The sequence below is a fragment of the Solibacillus faecavium genome (genome assembly GCF_014836905.1).
Taxonomy (GTDB): domain Bacteria; phylum Bacillota; class Bacilli; order Bacillales_A; family Planococcaceae; genus Solibacillus; species Solibacillus faecavium.
The window spans coordinates 191416-209370 of sequence record NZ_JACSPZ010000003.1 but is presented as its reverse complement, the minus strand read 5'-3'; the positions used below and the strand labels follow the sequence as shown (position 1 = coordinate 209370).

Annotated in this window: 15 protein-coding genes; 4 read left to right on the top strand and 11 right to left on the bottom strand. The window is 38.8% G+C overall.

All coding sequences use genetic code 11. The features are described 5' to 3' along the window. From H9635_RS07910 to H9635_RS07900, 3 genes are all read right to left on the bottom strand, one after another. Positions 1-549 carry a zf-HC2 domain-containing protein gene (locus H9635_RS07910; RefSeq protein ID WP_191699647.1) on the bottom strand — a complete coding sequence of 183 codons (549 nt, stop codon included), beginning with the start codon at positions 547-549 and terminating at the stop codon, positions 1-3. Next, entirely contained in the window at positions 546-1040 is a 495-nt protein-coding gene (locus H9635_RS07905) for an RNA polymerase sigma factor (protein WP_191699646.1), read from the bottom strand. Before H9635_RS07905 ends, H9635_RS07910 begins: the two co-directional genes overlap by 4 nt. A 264-nt stretch (positions 1041-1304) precedes the next feature. Beyond that, the gene (locus H9635_RS07900) at positions 1305-1814 is read right to left on the bottom strand and encodes a DUF421 domain-containing protein (protein WP_191699645.1); all 510 of its coding nucleotides are present in this window, start codon (positions 1812-1814) and stop codon (positions 1305-1307) included. Positions 1815-2416: 602 nt separating this feature from the next. On the opposite strand from H9635_RS07900, the gene H9635_RS07895 reads away from it, so the two are divergent. From H9635_RS07895 to H9635_RS07880, 4 genes are all read left to right on the top strand, one after another. After that, a complete protein-coding gene (locus tag H9635_RS07895) occupies positions 2417-3148 on the top strand; it encodes a conserved phage C-terminal domain-containing protein (RefSeq protein WP_191699644.1) in 732 nt (243 codons plus the stop codon). Next, a complete protein-coding gene (locus H9635_RS07890; RefSeq protein ID WP_191699643.1) occupies positions 3145-4401 on the top strand; it encodes a replicative DNA helicase in 1257 nt (418 codons plus the stop codon). The genes H9635_RS07895 and H9635_RS07890 overlap by 4 nt, the downstream gene beginning before the upstream one ends. Before the next feature lie 2 nt (positions 4402-4403). Further along, positions 4404-4886 carry a hypothetical protein gene (locus tag H9635_RS07885; protein ID WP_191699642.1) on the top strand — a complete coding sequence of 161 codons (483 nt, stop codon included), beginning with the start codon at positions 4404-4406 and terminating at the stop codon, positions 4884-4886. Between the two features lie 495 nt (positions 4887-5381). After that, the gene (locus tag H9635_RS07880) at positions 5382-6671 is read left to right on the top strand and encodes an RNA-binding domain-containing protein (protein WP_191699641.1); all 1290 of its coding nucleotides are present in this window, start codon (positions 5382-5384) and stop codon (positions 6669-6671) included. Positions 6672-6927: 256 nt separating this feature from the next. Here H9635_RS07880 and H9635_RS07875 read toward each other — a convergent pair whose 3' ends face one another. The 8 genes from H9635_RS07875 to H9635_RS07840 form a co-directional block, all read right to left on the bottom strand. Further along, the gene (locus H9635_RS07875; RefSeq protein WP_191699640.1) at positions 6928-7407 is read right to left on the bottom strand and encodes a hypothetical protein; all 480 of its coding nucleotides are present in this window, start codon (positions 7405-7407) and stop codon (positions 6928-6930) included. A 96-nt stretch (positions 7408-7503) separates the two neighbouring features. Next, positions 7504-8109 (bottom strand): hypothetical protein, encoded by a 606-nt coding sequence (locus tag H9635_RS07870; protein ID WP_191699639.1) that lies wholly within the window; start codon positions 8107-8109, stop codon positions 7504-7506. A 223-nt stretch (positions 8110-8332) separates the two neighbouring features. Next, complete coding sequence (locus tag H9635_RS07865; RefSeq protein ID WP_191699638.1) at positions 8333-9031, bottom strand: ECF transporter S component; 699 nt, start codon at positions 9029-9031, stop codon at positions 8333-8335. Beyond that, positions 8995-10641, bottom strand: coding sequence for an ABC transporter ATP-binding protein (locus H9635_RS07860; protein WP_191699637.1), 1647 nt, complete (start codon positions 10639-10641; stop codon positions 8995-8997). Before H9635_RS07860 ends, H9635_RS07865 begins: the two co-directional genes overlap by 37 nt. Beyond that, positions 10614-11495, bottom strand: a complete 882-nt coding sequence (locus tag H9635_RS07855; RefSeq protein ID WP_191699636.1) for an energy-coupling factor transporter transmembrane component T — start codon at positions 11493-11495, stop codon at positions 10614-10616. The genes H9635_RS07860 and H9635_RS07855 overlap by 28 nt, the downstream gene beginning before the upstream one ends. Continuing rightward, complete coding sequence (locus H9635_RS07850; protein ID WP_225231190.1) at positions 11495-12307, bottom strand: DUF4430 domain-containing protein; 813 nt, start codon at positions 12305-12307, stop codon at positions 11495-11497. The genes H9635_RS07855 and H9635_RS07850 overlap by 1 nt, the downstream gene beginning before the upstream one ends. Continuing rightward, a complete protein-coding gene (locus H9635_RS07845; RefSeq protein ID WP_191699634.1) occupies positions 12307-13734 on the bottom strand; it encodes an S-layer homology domain-containing protein in 1428 nt (475 codons plus the stop codon). The genes H9635_RS07850 and H9635_RS07845 overlap by 1 nt, the downstream gene beginning before the upstream one ends. A 282-nt stretch (positions 13735-14016) precedes the next feature. Next, complete coding sequence (locus H9635_RS07840) at positions 14017-17934, bottom strand: DUF4430 domain-containing protein (protein ID WP_191699633.1); 3918 nt, start codon at positions 17932-17934, stop codon at positions 14017-14019. Between the last annotated feature and the right edge of the window lie 21 nt (positions 17935-17955).

Sequence of the window (17955 nt, the reverse complement as noted above, 5' to 3'; positions counted from 1 at the left end):
TTAATTTTCCTCTCTTATTTTAAGAATGCTAAAGCCGATCACAATTCCAATAAACGTTATGATTAAATGGATCACCACGGATGTGAGTGCGAGGGAAAAAGACTCCAAAAAGCTTCCTCCATAAAATTCACCGAACCAATCCGTCATATACAATAGACAGTTCCATATAAAATTCGGTACCCCTGCAAGCAGAACGGCAATAAAAATGGAGCGGTAAAACAAATATGTAACCGCGCCCAGTAAGGCATAGGTCAGGATAAATCCACTATTGTTATTCATCACGGTCGTCCCCATCGCCAAGATAAAGGCAATCGCTACAAAGAAAATCTGTATCGTTGTCAGCTTCAGCGTGATTTTTCGAATCATTTTTTTAGAGCCACCGCCATGTTCTACTTCCACAGGCAGCGGGATTTGTGATTGTTCTGCAATGTGGCGGCACTCTTGGCAACTTTTCAAATGCTCCTCGACAAATTGTTTTGTCCCTATCTGAACCAAATCTTCCTCGTATAAAGGTAAAAGATCTTGTATAACCGGACATTCTTTGTTCATAAAGTCACCTCCATTAATTTTTGAATCTTCAATTTCAGCCGGTGAAACGTTACCCGCGCATAGTTCTCTGATTTACCAATTAAGTCACCAATTTCTGCAAAGCTCAGTTCTCCATATATACGCAGCAATACAATTTCCCTCGAAGCATCATCTAGTTTTGAAATATGATGTAAAAGTATTCTTGTATCTTCATTGAGTTCTGCTAACTCTTCTATCGATGGCATTTCAGTTTCCGGAATCGCTGAGAGTTTTTGCATTAAGCTTTGCTGATACTTATTTTTCCGATAATATTTTTTCAGTAAATTTCCCGCAATCGAGAAGATCCATGTCGACAAAGTGGATTGTCCATTAAAGGAGCCAATGCTTTTACAAGCCTCGTAAAAGGTATCGTGGCAAAGATCTTGAGCAGTCATCCGATTTCCTGTCTTGGACAAAAAAAACGCATAGAGTTTTGGATGAATTTGTTCATATTGTTCCTCTAACTTGTTCATAACTGCCCTCACTTTCCTGTTGTTCGTAGTATTAATACCACGACCCTCTATTTCGTTACAAAATATTTTAAAATATTTTTTTCAAGTATTCTGTTGATTTCACTATAACGGCTTTGGAACAGTTATGTATTTGGGGATTGAAAAACAAAAAAAAAAATTTAATATCTGAGTAAGTAAATTATCTATCAATAGTCCGTAAAAAAAATGTGCCAAAATCCTTGATCATAAAGGATTTTGGCACTCATTGAATTCCTGTGAAGTTCATTAGCTTTCTCTAGTTATTTTTACATTAGCCAAGGTATTTCCCAGTTCTCCGCTAATAACTGATAAGCTGCCATCGTTTTCAAGAACAATCGCTTTAACTTCCTTTAAGTCTCCGATTCCATCATTCCGCACAGACTGTAGTATATCGCCCTCGCTAATTCTTTCTTTTTTCATCGTTTCTCTAAGAAATGAGCCATTCAAATAGAGCAAGCTCGGCTCTGACTTAATGATTTTATTGAATTTTTTCCAACGTACAGATGTGAATGTCAATAAGAATTGCAATAAAATCATCAGGACAAATGCTAACAGTCCCTCTAGCAAGCTCACGTTTTTATTCAATAAAATTGTAGAGAGTATAGAACCAAGTGCTACCGTTACCACTAAATCGAAAGCATTTAATTGGGTTAATGACCGTTTCCCAGAAGTCAGCAGAAAGAAGATTAGACCGACATAAGCTAGAATGCCAACAGTGATAATTCGAATAAAACTATCCAATGTTATTGAGAACATGCTACTAGCTCCTCTCCGTAATTATAATAAATTCTCACAACCATTGAAGCTGCTATACCTACTCTCTATACCCTATTCGTAACTTCCAAATACTCATTGCATATTAAATCTTGATTACAAAAAAGTACATCCTGAAAAAATCAAAATTTAATTTTCCCTATAATATCTGTACATATTTTTCTGTAATGATTTATACAAATGAAAATTCCATTCGATAAATTATATTAATAAAATAAATCCCTTTTATTATTCTAAAATAGAATTCCTTCTGTTTTCTCCAACATTTTTTGACCCGCTTTTACTCTTATTTCCTCAGCCAAATCCATCCCTTCCATCGACCCGTTCTAATCCCATCATCAACAACTCAATAAAATCCCATCATCATGTGCTCAAAAAAGTTCGCTCAAAAAGATTTAATTATTTTTTTAATTATTTTTATAAATATATATTGTTGCGTTAACACGCAACTGAATGGTTTTTTTCTTTAGGGCAATGCCAATTCGGATCTCCCCAAAAAATTATTTTCACTTTCATGTCCCTTTTTTTGATTATGGATGCCATATATAAGGCAAGACAGTAATTCAAATTTTGGAGGTTGGAACATGAAAGTATTAGTGAACGATAAACAATTACTTGTATCACACAGTTTGGCAGTCCGAATCGGTGTTGAGGAGGCATTATTCCTGCAGCTGCTGCATTATCGATTAGAAAAGAACGGTGTAGAGAAGGAAGGACATATTTGGTATCGCCAAACTTATGAAGGATGGGCAAAGCAATGCTCCTATTGGAACATAACGAAAGTGAAAAGACTCATAACGAAATTAGAACGCTATCAACTGATCCTTTCTTCAAACAAATTGAACAGTTTCGTTACCGACCGTTCGAAATGGTACCGAATTGATTATGAAAAAATTGAGAAGCTGCTTCAGAAAAAAGTTTATACCCAGGAAGAGCTGTTTCCAGAAGAGCCAAATTTACAGGAAAAGAAAAAAACAAAAGAAGATATGGACTATAGTAATGACATTGCAACGATCATTCACTATTTTAACGAAAAGACCAATAAACACTTTAATCCCGATTCAAAAACGAGTAACCGCCTCATCAAAGCGATTTTAAAAGAAGGCTACACGGTGGAAGACTGCCATTTAGTCATTGATGAGCAAGTGAGGAATTGGATGCACGACCCGCAAATGTACAAATACTTAAGGCCGATGACATTGTTCCGTTCGGGTAATTTTGAAAGCTATTTAAATAATGCCCTCGCAAGAATGCAGGATAATGATTACGTCCCGGCACCTGTCGTACTTGATTTTGATGAAGGTGATTATGAATGATTAAAAAGGAATTTTTAGAGCAAAGCATTTTAGCAACGATGCTCGAGGAAAATTATTTAATACTCGATAGTCAGCTCAAGCCGGACATGTTTTACGGCCAATACCACCGACAGCTTTTTGCGCTCATGCAGCAACTCGCAAATGAAGGACATCCAGTAGACTACTTAACACTAAGTGCACGGTTTGAACAGATTGAAGCGATTGGGATTTCCTATGTGACGGAGCTTATGAGGTTTGCCAATGCCGAAAAGTTCGACGATTATGTCCTACTACTACGAGAAATTTGGCGCGAGCGGCAAAAGGGGCAAATTTTATTTCAGGCGGCTGAGGGAGATTGGGCGATCCCGCAAATTATCGAGCGGCTTGATCATACACAGCTCGAAGGAAATCGGACAGATACAACAATCACGCAAACTTTAGTCGCAATGGATAATCGGCCGTGGGAGGAAGTAGAAACACCTGGACTCATTATCCCCCATATTAAGGATCTCGAGCTACTAATCGACGGATTCCGTCCAGGCGAGCTGACGATTATCGCAGCCCGCCCTTCGATGGGAAAAACCGATGTGATGAACAATTTAGCCCTTTATGCAGGCTGGCAAGGACATTTGCCGATTATCTTTTCATTGGAAATGAGTAAAACGATATTGCTCGATCGGCTCATTGCGACAACAGGTCAATACTCTCGATTAAAAATGCGCGACCCGAAGCAATACTTTTCAGAAGAACAAAAAAAGAACTGGATTCAAGTACTCGAACGGGTCAATAAATCGAGCATCGAAATTGATGATCGCAGCTCTTTAACAATCCCGCAAATCCGCAGCCAAGCCCGCCGTATTATTCGGCAAAACGAAAACAAAACACCAATTATTTTAATCGATTATTTACAAATCATCCAAGCAGACCGCGATGAGGAATATGCAGCCATCGCGATGAGCAAAATTAGCCGCGCCTTAAAGCAAATGGCAAAGGAGTTCAACTGCCCGGTCATTTGTCTATCCCAGCTCAACCGCAATGTGGAATCCCGCGGCAATAAGCGTCCTCTTATGAGTGATTTACGAGATTCGGGCTCCATCGAACAGGATGCAGACGTCATTATTTTGCTCTACCGCAACTCGTATTACGATCGAGAAGAGACCAATACCCCCGATGCATTAGAGCTCATCGTTGCCAAAAACCGCAATGGTCCAACAGGTACAGCTATGGCCCATTACAACAAAAAAACAGGTCATATTTGGACAAGGGAGCGATAAAAATGGAGAAACAAACCGTTTATACACTGCTACTTGAAATGATCAAATACGAGGAAAACTTCGGTGCTTACTGGATTTACCTCGCTTTAAAGAAAGGCTATTTGCAAAAGGAGGACGACCCATCGCGTATTTACGAAGTCCCATTTACGGAGGAGGAAATTGCCGAAATCCGTGAAATGAATCAACGCGACGTACTCGGCATCAACCGCATCAAGCTGTATGCAACAAGCGTTTCCCCTACCCAGTACGCCCTATACTTTGCCCAAACACCGTACGATGCCCAAATGCTCCACGCCTCTATTTACGGCACCAAACCAACAAAGTGGCACAGCATTTACAACCAGCACAAGTACACAAGTATCTACCATCAAGAAACGGATGAGGAAATTTATATGTTTATACTGAAGGAACGCATTAAGAAGTTTCCGTATTATATTGGGGAGGTTGCTGTGGAGGCTGTGAAGGAAAAGAGTTTGGTTAATTAATTTGATTAAACTAAATAGGAGTCTTCCATTTTGCATATTTGGAAGGCTCGTTAATTAAAGGAACAAATTTCCGTTATTTTAAAAATATTTCTTAAATCAGCGAAAATAACGGAACAGTTTTCCGTTATTCAGTAAAAAACCATGAAAATAATGCCTTTAGGACGGAATAGCGGAACTTTCTTCCCTTATTTTAACGTTATTTTTTCAATCAGCGGCAATAGCGGTAAATCGTTCCCTTATTTATTAAATAACTAGGAAAATACTAATCCCAATAATTAAACACTTAGAAGCCTACCATTTGATCACTGATTGAATTTAACAAATACGCTATCTAATAACTGCATGCACTATTTTATATTATTATTAATTAGCATATGATAAATGTATCATTTATTCTGCTATTACATATAACTCTATAATATGCATTATTCTTATCAATTGATTAATCGATTATAATCGATTATTTTTTACCTATAATCGGTAGAGGTGAATGAAATGAAAATGAAAGAATCACCGACTTTACAATTTAAGCGGGAATTAACCGATGCTATTAAGCGGGAAATTATTGCTTTTGCAAATACACAAGGTGGCGAGCTTTATATTGGCGTTGATGATGATGGTTCAATTATTGGTCTTGAAAATGCAGATAAAGTACTCGAATCCGTTTCGAGTATGCTACACGATAGTATCCAGCCAGACATTTTAGTGCATGCTTTTTTAGAAATTGTTAATTTAGAAGGTAAGAACGTTGTAAAAATTAGTGTTGCGAGAGGTACTCGTCGTCCTTATCATTTAAAAGCGAAGGGTATGAAACCATCAGGTGTCTTTATTCGCTATGGAACATCTGTTACAAATGCCTCCGAAGAAAATATCCGACAAATGATTATCGAATCGGACGGTACCAATTTTGAAACAATGCGAAGCTTACAACAAGAATTGACGTTTACTGAGGCGAAGAGAATTTTTGATGAACAAAACTTAAAATTCGGACCAGAAAAAATGCGTACCCTTGGTCTAATCACAGAAGACGGCTATTATACAAATTTAGGTCTACTTTTCTCCGATCAATGTGAACATACGATAAAATGCGCACGCTATTTAGGTAATGACAAAATAGAATTCCAAGACCGAAAAGAATTTAGCGGCTCGATTTTAAAGCAAGTGGAAGCTGTCTATGAATATTTATCAATCAATAACGCAAAGCATGCCCATTTTGAAGGACTTAAAAGGATTGAAACTGAAACCTATCCCAGCTACGCATTACGTGAAGCACTCATAAACGCATTCACACACCGTGATTATAGTTTTAGCGGAAGCATCCTCATCCACCTCTTCCAGGATCGACTGGAGCTTGTTTCAGTTGGTGGTCTCGTGAAAGGCTTAACGCTAGAAGATATTGAATTAGGCATCTCGCAAAGCCGCAACCCAAAACTTGCAAATGTTTTGTATCGATTAAAATGGATTGAAAGTTACGGCACAGGCTTACAACGAATGAGAGAAAGCTATAAAGGCAGTGTAATGGAACCGTACTGGACGGTTGGACCGAATGCTTTCGTCGTAACGCTTCCTAAATATATTTCACTCACGCCTACTGATGAAAATGAAGCATTATCTAACTGGCTAGCACAAAGTAAAGAATTTACTGCAAGAGACCTCGAAAATTATTTGAAAAAAAGTAAAGCGACAGTGCGGAAAATTCTTGAGGAATTAATACAAAGCGGACAAATTATGCGGGTCGGCAGCGGACCAAAGACAAAGTATCAGGTTTTATCTAATTACGAATAATATCAAATACATGAGTCTTCCATTTCGTATATTTGGAAGGCTCTTTGATTAAAGGAACAAATTTCCGTTATTTTAAAGTTTTTTCTTAAATCAACGAAAATAGCGGTAGCGTTTTCCGTTATTCAGTAAATATTCATGAAAATAATGCCATTATGGCGGAATAGCGGAACTTTCTACCCTTATTTTAACGTTATTTCTTAAATCAGCGGTAATAGCGGTAAATCTTTCCCTTATTTAGTTAATAAGCATGAAAATACTAATCCCAATAATTAAACACTAAATCCCCTACCGTCTGTGATCTAAAACGATTCATAAAATGAAGCTCCACATCATTCAGGTCATTTTCATTCAATAAAATATTCCCATTGCCACTAGCTTGAAATGCTAACGGCTCTGTTAATTGAGCTGCGGTTAATACTTGATAAGGATTTTTAAACAAGTCCGCCAATAATGGATGGTCAATAAATTCTAAGCCCCCCATCTCACAATTACTTGTGAAAGCTACATAATCATATAGATCATTATAAAAAATATAGAACGCTTCCCCATCGATTTTCACATGGGCATGAGCATAGCCAACAACACTATCCGGCTCATAAAAGGACAAAACCCTACCCTTTAACTGTCCGACATACGAGTAGCAATACCTTTTGAATTCAGCACTACATGCTACCCCATCCCGTTCAAGTGATAAATCCCCTTTAGTAAAACCAGTTACGCCTCTTTTTAAAATCATATACAAAGCCCCCTCTAATGGCGTTTACTTTAGAATGCCATAACCATTGGAATGAAGCAAAAAAGCACATCCTGATAAACCAAGATGTACTTAAACTTAATGATCGATATTTTTTTGACGAGAAAACTCAATTAACATTAAGTCTTCGGTATCCTTCTCAATCTTTTCTATATTCGGACGATCCCAGTCATCTCCGTTATACTTTTCTTGATCCAGTATATAATGAAGCTTAGTATACTCCGCATTTTGTAATAATTGCAGAATATATCCTACTCGGTCCATCATGTACTTATTTAAAGCCATCATATCTTTATTAGAAAGCTGGCTAATGACTTCTGGAGGTGTATTTTCGGGTATCTTTAAGAACTCATCATAACCATATTTACCAGCATGCATATCTTCAATAATTCCATTTCTAAAGATAAAATGGACAATTTTGCGCGATAAATCAAACACACTTTCTTCAAGATCAAACTCTTCAGGTACCTCGCACTTGTTAATATATTCTAAAATCATTGAATTCTTATGGCTTTCAAAATTTATAGCCTCTTCATCTTCCTCGTAAAAAAAGCCTTCCACTTCTACTAACTCATCGATGAATTCTCGATCAAGCTTTTCAAAGGTACCTTTCATAATCTTTAGCAAATTACTTCTCTCTAAAGGATCAATTGAATCCAAATATCTGTCTTTCTCTGCGCTCATATTTATAGCCTCCATATTGGCACAAGGTTTATGCGAGAATACTTCTTTACATACTTATAGTTATATCTCTATTCAATATTTTTATGCTGAAGGGTTTTTTCATTATTCAGGGGGGAGTTTTGTCTCCTACTACTGCCTTCAAAGTTCAGGACTTTCACTCTACCGCTCATATCCGTACCTGGCGCAAAAAAACGACAAAGCCTTTGTAACTTTGTCGTTTCTATTACTGCATCATGCCATATTTAATTTTAATACGTGTTAGTTTTTCCATTAGCGGCTTCGTTAAAATTAATAAAAAAATAACGTTCGATACAGCATAGATGATCGTAAACGGAATTGCTGAGGCAAGTGCTAATACGTAAGCTTCCATCTCAAATACGCCATACGTCGAAATTGCACCCCAAATGTCCATGCCAAATGAGAAAAAAATACCAGCGAAAATGCCGAATAATACGAGAGGCACCTTTTTCGTAATCCACTTTGTTTTACCTAGCAAACCAGCTACAAAGCCAATCATCCCCCAGGTAAACATTTGAAATGGTGTCCATGGGCCTTGTCCGAAAAACATATTTGATACGAGAGCTGACAATGCCCCTGTTAAAAAACCTGCCTCAGCTCCTAGTGCAAAACCAGTTATAGCCGTAATAGCCGTTACTGGTTTAAAACCTGGTGTAGCCACAAACAAGCAGCGTCCAGCCACAGAAATTGCTGCCATAACTGCAATCGTCAAAATTTCCCGGGGCTGCGGCTTACGACGTTCGAATGAAATGAAAAACGGGATACAGCTAAGTGCAATTACACACAGCGAAATCATATAATACTTTCGGTCCTCGAAAACCGTTATACCTAAATATAGAACAGCCGGCATGGCAAACCCAAACACTATTAAATTGACGAATAATCGAATTCTGTTTTTTGACATCGCGTAACCACATCCTCATATGTAATGACTTCTTTTTCAAACGAACGAGCAATGCGATGTGCTGCAGTTGTATAAAAACTGTTACCACTATAAAAGCTGCGTGGTGTCCCTTGTGACACGAGTGAGCCGTCAAAAAACAATGCACAGCGTGAGCTATATTGTGCAGAAAATTCGATATCATGCGTTACCATCACAATTGTTAACCCTTGTCGCTGTAGCTGATGCAAAATAGCAGCTAGTTCTTCCTTTGCATGTGCATCTAACCCTTTAGTCGGTTCATCTAAAAAAAGGAGTTTCGGTTCCAGCAGTAGCACTTTTGCAAGTGCTAGACGCTGTTGTTCGCCACCACTTAAATCATATGGATGACGCGTTAGAATATGCTGTAAATGCAGCTGTTCAATAAGTACAGCCATTTGTTGCTCTGTTGCCTCAACTACTTGTAATTCCTTTTCTGCAGTTTTTTCTGTGAATAATATTTTGGGGTCCTGTGGTAAGTATGCTACCGTTTGACGATAAAGCTCCTGATTTCGATATTGCTTTAAGTTCTTTCCAAAAATTAAAACCTCACCTCTATAAGGTTTCTCTAGACCTGCCAGTACATTAAGGGCAGTCGATTTCCCCGTACCATTGCCACCAATAATTGTATAAAATTCACCTTCATGCACGCTTAACTCAAATTGCTGTAATATATCGGGGGCATTACGTTCATAGCGAAACGCAATGTTTTTCGCTTCCAATATCGGGCTACCTAACTGTTGCTCCTCTGCTTTGAATGCGACCTTATGCCATGAAAAAGAACGGAGCCATTGTTGTCCTTCACGAATCGTAAGCGGTGCCTCACCTTCGCCGTCTAATGCAGCAAAAATTTTAGTCGCTGTTGGCAGCGCCGTAATCATCGGATGCTCTTTTGGAAGCTCTAATAGCATTTTTCGAGGCGTGCCATCATAGATTATTTCCCCTTGTTCCATCACAACAACACGATTGGAAATCGGTAACAACTCCTCTAATCGATGCTCAATACAAATAATCGTTATGCCAAGTTCTTCATTCAAGCGTTTTAATGTTTGAATGAATTCCATCGCTGCAATCGGATCCAGCTGAGATGTCGGCTCGTCTAATAATAATACTTTCGGCTGCCCTACTAAAACCGATGCTAAATTTAACAGCTGTTTTTGGCCACCCGATAACACCGTTGTCTTTTCACGGAACCATTTATGAATGCCAAAAAAATTTGCCATTTCAGCAACACGTCGACGAATTGTTAGCTGATCCATCCCTAAATTTTCAAGACCAAATGCGAGCTCATGCCATACTTTATCTGTCACAATTTGATTTTCAGGACTTTGCATAACGTAGCCAATTTCTGTCGCGGCTATTTTTGCGTCTAGCTGTTCCAAATTTTCACCTTGATAATAAATGGCGCCGCTTTTGTCCCCATGTGGCTGAAGTTCTTTTTTTAATTGCTTTAATAATGTACTTTTACCGCAACCAGATTGTCCAATTAGCGTAACAAATTCTCCGCTCGCCACCTTTAGCTTAATATTGTTTAACACCGGCTTCGGCTCATTTGGATACGTAAACGTTACATCTTCGACTTTAAGTATTTCCATTTTCGTGTCTCCCTTACTTCAATAACGAGTGGAATCATTAGTAATGCGGTATAAATCGCGTATACCGTTATACTATTCCAGCTCCAATTAATCGCTGTAAATGTTGGATAATAGTAAAAAGTCGCATAGCCTAATGCACTTGCAGTTAATAGCAGCGCGACAAGAAAACTAATCATACCAAGCATTATCCCGTCACGCTTTTCAAATAAAAACAATGAAAAAGACGAACGCTTGCCAATGCCATAACCGCGCGCCTTCATAGAATCTGCTGTTTCGATAGCGTTTTCGAGTGCCCATGTTATTAGAATAGAAATAATCCGCATCGTACATTTAGCTCGATGTATAAGTGAACCCGTAGTATAATCCATTCCCATCGTTTTTTGAGCTCGGGCAATACGCATGAGCTGATGCTGAAAGCGTGGAACAAGACGCATCGTAATCGATAGTGTTAACGCAAGGACGGGTGACAATTTCCCAAATAAATATAAAAATTTATCTGAGGTCATCACTTCGTTGTAGCTGCTAAACCAAAGCATAACAGCTGTTAGCATCGTTGCCATTGCCACACCATAGCAAATTGCCTCCATCGTTACCGCATTGCCATTCAAATAAAACAGTACCATTTTTCCATCGTGGCTTATGAGTGGATTGATAATGGCCATAATAATAAAAAGTGGCACATACAGCTTCCAATCTCGTAGAAATCGCCCTCGACGAAATGCAAAATTAACACTCATCGCCGCACAAATAGTAATAACTAAAAATACAGGATGCATAATAAACATGCCAATTCCTATGGCTGATAAAAAGAATGCAAATAAGACGATTGGATGATACGTTTCAAAAGCTGTCATTATTCCCCATCTACTCCTAAGTCGCGACCTAAATCGACCGTATAATGCCATTCGACAATATCCCCGTCCTTTAAAACGTATTGACTGCTTCCATAGTTCGGGAAATTACCATTTACACGATACATCCAACCACTTAAAGGACCTGCACTAAATTCATATAAATGATTAATCCCTTCAATATAGACGTTGTTATAAACGTTTTCATTTGCTCCTTCGTATTCTAAATGAATACCATGTTCCTTCACGGCACGCTGTAAAACCTTCCAAACAGTTTCATTGTCTGAGAGCAATTCATATTTTTTCGGCGTTAAAACAAAACCACTTGCTGGAACGTATTGCTCGCTTTGCAAAGAAGGGTGCAACATATCCCAATGTTTCAGTAAGCTGTGCACTTGAATCGAAATTGTGGCGTAACGCTTCGGCTTCTCTACTGGCTGAACTGGTTTTTGCTGTACTGGTTTTTGCTGTACCGGTTTTTCATCAGCCTTTTTTTGCTCTGTTGGCCTTTGTGTAATTGGCTGTTGTTCGACTGGCTGCTCAACTACTTTTTGTTCAGTCGGTTTTGGGGCCTGCTTTTCTTCAGTTTTTGTTGTTTCTACTACTCCGTCCACTTCTTCTTTTTGTTCTTTTGGAGACTTTACTTCCTCTACAATAGGTTCAGCGGTCTCTTCCTTTGTTTCTGAAGGGATTGGCTGTACGATTTCTTCCTTACTTCTTTCCTCTTCTTGCATTTGCTCATATTGTTCAACTGATTGAACCCCGCAGCCCGTTAGTAAAAAGGTAAGTAATAAAAAAATGATTAATTTTTTCATCACTTCATCGTTCCTTTCACAAATTGAACGCTCATTTTTGCCATTTGAGCACGTGTTGTCGGATCGGATGGGTTAAATCTACCGTTTGAGCCTGTTGCGATGCTATATTCAGCTAAAAAAGCAAGGGCTTGTTGTTCTTCTGCGGGTAAATGAGCAGTATCACTATAGGTTACATTCGCCTTCGCGACATATGGTGCATGCTGTGTGTTGTATGCACGCATAAGCATTAAACCTAGTTGCATACGTGTAATTTTCTTATTTGGATTGAATGTTCCATTGTTATATTTAATAATTCCAGCCTCATAAGCTGCAGCAATTTCATTTTTACTAGCAATCGCCATATTTCCTAAATCCTGATACGGTGCATTCTCTTTATTGGTAATCTTCATTGCACGAACAATAATTGCGACTGCCTGTGTTCTAGTTAAATGATTATTCGGCCTAAATGTACCATCGGCATATCCTTTTAAAAGACCTAACTCAACCGCTTCATCAATATAAGGTCTAGCCCAACCTGTTGTTGTATCATTAAAATTATTATTAGTTTCTTCCATCTCATATAATGACTTTTTACCATTTAGTACTCGGTTATATGCTGCTAAAGCATACGTCGCTTGCTCTGTTGCCATCCCATTTGCACTCTTTTCTGTTAAGACGTGCTTGAACCCACCATCAGCTGCATTATAAAAAGTTATCATTTTCTGTACATGTTCCGTTGCATCTAGACCTAATGCCGCATAAGCAGTTATTACTTGTGCAGCTGTCTCCGCATTGTTATAACCGTTTGCTGCTAATGCATTCATTTTTGCGATTGCACGCTGAAGTGCAGGTCCAACCTTTTTATCTTCCGCATACGGTGCAAGTGCTTGAATCGCCATCGCTGTTAAATCCAAATCAGCAGTTTCTCCACTTAGCGTAAATCCTCCATCTGGAAGCTGCTCTTGTAGTATAGCGTTTACTAATTGAGCTCTTACAGGGGAATCGTATTGCTTCGTATCTATGGCAATGAGTGCGAAAGTCGGACCGTTCACACCTTGCCAGACAACATTCGTTACTTCTTCAAGTGGCTTCGTTAAATCATAGCCACCTACATTTTTCGGATCTTTTCCAATTGCTGATAAGGCAATGATGACACGTGAGTATTCAGTATATTTATATTGGTGTAGCTTCCCTTTCAGTGCTTTTACTTCCTTCACTACATTTTGATAATACGTCTCAAAATAATTCGCTGGCACTTGAGCCTCGCCTCGTGCTAGACCGATTACAACCCATTCATCACCGTACGTTGGATTTGGCACTTGCTTCACCATGTACTGAGCGGCTGAATTATAAGCATCAACCGTATTTTTTGCCTCCACTTGCTGTAGCGGTACAAATGCAAGTATCGTTAGGAATAGCACAATGAGTATTTTATTCAATTGCTTCATTTTTTCCCCCTCTTTCATATGGCAAAGAGCCGGTACAAAACGAAAAATATCCATTTTCCTAAGGAGAAAATGGATATTTTTCTGCTTCTACCAAAATTGATTTCCGTTCCGGGGACGCTTTCCGGGGGCACGGCCTGAGCCTGTAGTCTCAGGCGTCGTGCTATTCCCCCAGGAGTCGCCCCTCCACTCCAATCAATTCATAAAGTATCAGTTTCTTAATAAGGACATTCCCCTTATACAAACACATTTCTACTTTTGTTCCAGGCTCTTCGACTTATTGTTTTACATCAATCCTGCTTCATTTAATGTACGTTTTAAAATTTTCGCCATTTGTGCACGTGTTAAAGAACCACGTGGATCAAATGAACCATCCTGTTTACCAGTCATAATGTTTAACTGCGCTAATAGTGCAACATCCTGCTTGTACATTGCTCCAATTTGCGCATTGTCCTTATAAGTTACCTCGCCATTTACAGATGGCTTCTTCTCTACGTAAGCAAGTACGCGTGCCATAAATGCTGCTGCTTGTTGACGTGTAACGTAATCTTTTGGATCGAATGTTGTATTTGTACGACCAGTTGTAATACCTGCTTCATATAAAGCTGTAATCGCCTGTTCATACTCTTTCCCAACTGTATCCGTGAATGGGTTCTCACCTAACGGTTGTAAACCTAATGCACGGGCAATCATCATCGCAAATTGACCGCGTGTAATCTTACTTTGTGGCATAAAGTTGCCGTTTGATCCTTTAATTACATAACGGTTTGCTAAATACGTGATTTCATCTTTATTGCTGAAATTTGCAATATCATTGAATGTCACTTGCTCAGTTGATGTTACAAATGTTCCACCTGCTTTTGTGAACACGGTTGCTTTACCGTCTACAATTAAATGCGGTACAGCTATTAACGCACTGTTCTCTTCTTGTAAAATAACGAGTTCTCCATTTTCTGCTGCATTTGATGTTGCATTAAATTTACTATTCACTGCCGCAATGAGTGTAGACTTTACATTGCCATTAGCTACAGCTACTTTATTTGCTGCATTAACAAGGAACGTTAATTTCACATAGCCTGATGAGAGTGGGAATGGCTTTGTTTCGCCTTTTTCATTCAAAATCTGAATTGCAAATATAATTTTCCCATCTTGTTCCTCAACCTTTACAGATAATTTTTCACCCTCTGCAAGTGTTACGTTTTCAACAGGAATTGTTAGTACTAAACCTTTTGGGGTTGTTACGATTACTTCTTTTTCCCCCGCTAAATCTGCACCTGTTAATTGTGTTGTAAAGATTTCATCCGTTTGCTCTGATTCTTCTGTTGTTGGTGGTGTTACTGTTGATCCTTCACCTGTTGAACCACCACCTGCACCTGCTGAATCGCCACCTGCACCTGCTGAACCGCCACCTGGTGAAGCGCCTACATCTTCACCTAAATCAGATGTGTAGACCCAACTTACAACATCGCCTGCTTTTAATTGATACACATCTGCTGATACTTCTGGGAATGCACCGTTAACACTGAACATCCAGCCGCTTAATTTACCACGATCAAACTCATTAACGCCCGCAATACCTGCAACATACATCCCCATTGATGTTTGTCGTGCATTTAACGCAATATTTTTTGCCTGTGTAACACGTTTTAATAAATCAAATGCTGTTTCATCTGCTAAAATTTCAAACTGCTCACTTGGTAAAACAACCTCTGATGCAGATACAGTGATCGACATCATTACCTTACTATTCGTTATCACTGGTGGAGCCGTTGCGCCGCCATCTGTACCTGGTTTCCCTTGATCTGGTTTCCCTTGATCTGGTTTCCCTGAATCAGGTTTTTCTGAATCTGGTTTCTCTGAATCAGGTTTTTCTGGTGTTGGAGCTGGAGTTACTACATTTTCTGCTACTGTATAAAATGTTGATTTTCCATTTAACGCATCCGCTAAAGCGATATACACTTGCTCTAATGCCATTAAATTCGAGTTCGTTTGCGACACCTTATACAGTACGCCACCATCTTTTAGAATATAGTTATCTACTAAGTGACCTACGATATTTACGTAGTCATCACCTTTTTTATACGACCATTTTGTTGAGAATAAATCTTCCTCTACTGCTGCTAGACCTGAAATAATCGCTGCCATTGAGTTCGAGTTATCTGTGAAGCCTTTTGCTTGGTAGTTCGCATGTACAGTCGCTACCGCTTTGTCAATCGCTGCTTTTACTGCTGGGTCATCTTTAAATGGTGAAAGTGCAAATAATGTCCACCCTGTTGCATCGTTATCACCAAAATAGCCTGTTGTTTTATTTTGTAAAGCTAATATAGCCTCGATTTGCTTTTGTTGGTCATACTCTGCATTAGCTAGCTCTAATGCGATTAAAGCGAATGCTTCACCCCAAATTGTCGAGAACAAACCATTTTCCTTTTGCATTGCTAATAAATCTGCTACTTGATTGCGCCCTTTAATGTTTAATGGATCTAAACCTAATGCTTTTGCTGCAATAATTGTACCCGCAATCTTGTTTGTATCATTTTGTGATGCTTCTAACGGGGTTGTAAAGAACGTACCTGCAGTTGTTGGTGCAGTTGTCCATTCGTATGTGCCTGCATTGACATTTGCTGCCTTCATCGCTGTTAACATCCAAAATGCGCTATGTGATTCGTTTACACGTGCCGTTACGGTTTCTTTATTTGCTTGTAAGTATGTTGCGCCTAATTTTAATGCATCTTCCGCTTTTTTACGGTTTTCTGCTGGTTGCTCATCTGGTGTAACCACTAATGATTCATACGTACGAATAATGCGAGGGAACGAGGCAAGTTCTTTATTGCCGTTATCCGTCAAAATAGTACCTGGTAAATCTTTTGTAAAGCGAAGTTCATAATTTCCTTCTACTACTTCCACTGCAGGAATCGTTACTTCACCTTGTGCATTTGTAACATATTTTTTTCCGTTATATTCAACGGTTACGTCTGCTAATTCCGTTGTATGTGGTCCTGAAATATGCTCATACAAGTAAGATACTGTATTATATTTACCTGTCACTTTAATTTTTACGTCTGTACCTGCCACTACCGTTGATGGCATATCAATGATTGGATTCAACGTAATTTTATCGACAGATTCAGCACCTGAATACATGATTAAGTTGTACTCTGGGAATTCATAGTTTCCTATAACTGAAGATGCATTAATATAATCCCAAACAATCGTATCGCCATTTTTAATTTCAACGTCTTTTCCATAAACATCTGGGTATTCCCCATTTACTTTGTACATCCAGCCACTGCCTACACCTAGGCCTTTTTCACCGTCTACACCAATGTTCTTAAAGTAGCCCGTTGAGGCGCTGTAGTCATACGTAATTTTATGGGCATCTAAAATTTGCTGTGTTACTTGTGCAGCATTAATTTTACCGTTACCTTTAATTTCAAAGTCTTTTACATTTAGTACTGTACCTGCAATGCCTTCAACACGGAAATTCACTTTTAAGTCATTTACAGGTTGAATTGAATCGACAACTTTTACCGAAACTTTTTGCTCTTGTGCACTTAATAATGCAGGAGCTAGTAGCTGTAATTCATATGTACCAGGTGCTGCTTCAATTGCTAATGTTAATTGTTGATCGTCCTGCTTAGTAATGTTTGTAATGGTTAAACCATCTGGCGTTATCCAATTTTCTAATGTTGCCGCCTGTTCAGTAAATAAATCTCCTTTTACAGACACTTCAACAAGATTCTCGCCCTCTTGTTCAGACGCCTGTGCCTCTAACATTGGCGATAAACTATAGTAAACAGAGACTATATCATCTGCTTGAAGTTCATAGCTTCCTAAACCAAGATCAGGTGATTCACCGTTAATCGAATAACCCCAACCATCCCAATGACCTAATGAACCCGATTCTAAACTATTAATTGATTTTACATACGGGCCATAATCGCTAGTCACGACTTCAAATGGGATATTTGCAGCTGTTAATGTTTGCTGTAACGCCTCAAGTGCACTTGCTCCCTTTGTTACGGATATATTGGAGTTGGCAATATTATTTTCTTTTAACCCTTTTACTTCTAGTTGCACACTAATTTGTTCCACTTGTTGCTCTAAGTTTTCTACCTGCTCAGCATCTACCGTTGCTGGCGCAATAAGTGATACCATTAGAACAAGTGTTAATGCTATATGCAACCACTTTTTCCAAAAATCCATGCAATAAACCTCCTGAAAGTT

Coding starts and splice junctions, on each gene's coding strand:
- H9635_RS07910 (WP_191699647.1), bottom strand. CDS start 549: ATGAACAAAGAATGTCCGGTTATACAAGATCTTTTACCTTTATACGAG.
- H9635_RS07905 (WP_191699646.1), bottom strand. CDS start 1,040: ATGAACAAGTTAGAGGAACAATATGAACAAATTCATCCAAAACTCTAT.
- H9635_RS07900 (WP_191699645.1), bottom strand. CDS start 1,814: ATGTTCTCAATAACATTGGATAGTTTTATTCGAATTATCACTGTTGGC.
- H9635_RS07895 (WP_191699644.1), top strand. CDS start 2,417: ATGAAAGTATTAGTGAACGATAAACAATTACTTGTATCACACAGTTTG.
- H9635_RS07890 (WP_191699643.1), top strand. CDS start 3,145: ATGATTAAAAAGGAATTTTTAGAGCAAAGCATTTTAGCAACGATGCTC.
- H9635_RS07885 (WP_191699642.1), top strand. CDS start 4,404: ATGGAGAAACAAACCGTTTATACACTGCTACTTGAAATGATCAAATAC.
- H9635_RS07880 (WP_191699641.1), top strand. CDS start 5,382: ATGAAAATGAAAGAATCACCGACTTTACAATTTAAGCGGGAATTAACC.
- H9635_RS07875 (WP_191699640.1), bottom strand. CDS start 7,407: ATGATTTTAAAAAGAGGCGTAACTGGTTTTACTAAAGGGGATTTATCA.
- H9635_RS07870 (WP_191699639.1), bottom strand. CDS start 8,109: ATGAGCGCAGAGAAAGACAGATATTTGGATTCAATTGATCCTTTAGAG.
- H9635_RS07865 (WP_191699638.1), bottom strand. CDS start 9,031: ATGTCAAAAAACAGAATTCGATTATTCGTCAATTTAATAGTGTTTGGG.
- H9635_RS07860 (WP_191699637.1), bottom strand. CDS start 10,641: ATGGAAATACTTAAAGTCGAAGATGTAACGTTTACGTATCCAAATGAG.
- H9635_RS07855 (WP_191699636.1), bottom strand. CDS start 11,495: ATGACAGCTTTTGAAACGTATCATCCAATCGTCTTATTTGCATTCTTT.
- H9635_RS07850 (WP_225231190.1), bottom strand. CDS start 12,307: ATGAAAAAATTAATCATTTTTTTATTACTTACCTTTTTACTAACGGGC.
- H9635_RS07845 (WP_191699634.1), bottom strand. CDS start 13,734: ATGAAGCAATTGAATAAAATACTCATTGTGCTATTCCTAACGATACTT.
- H9635_RS07840 (WP_191699633.1), bottom strand. CDS start 17,934: ATGGATTTTTGGAAAAAGTGGTTGCATATAGCATTAACACTTGTTCTA.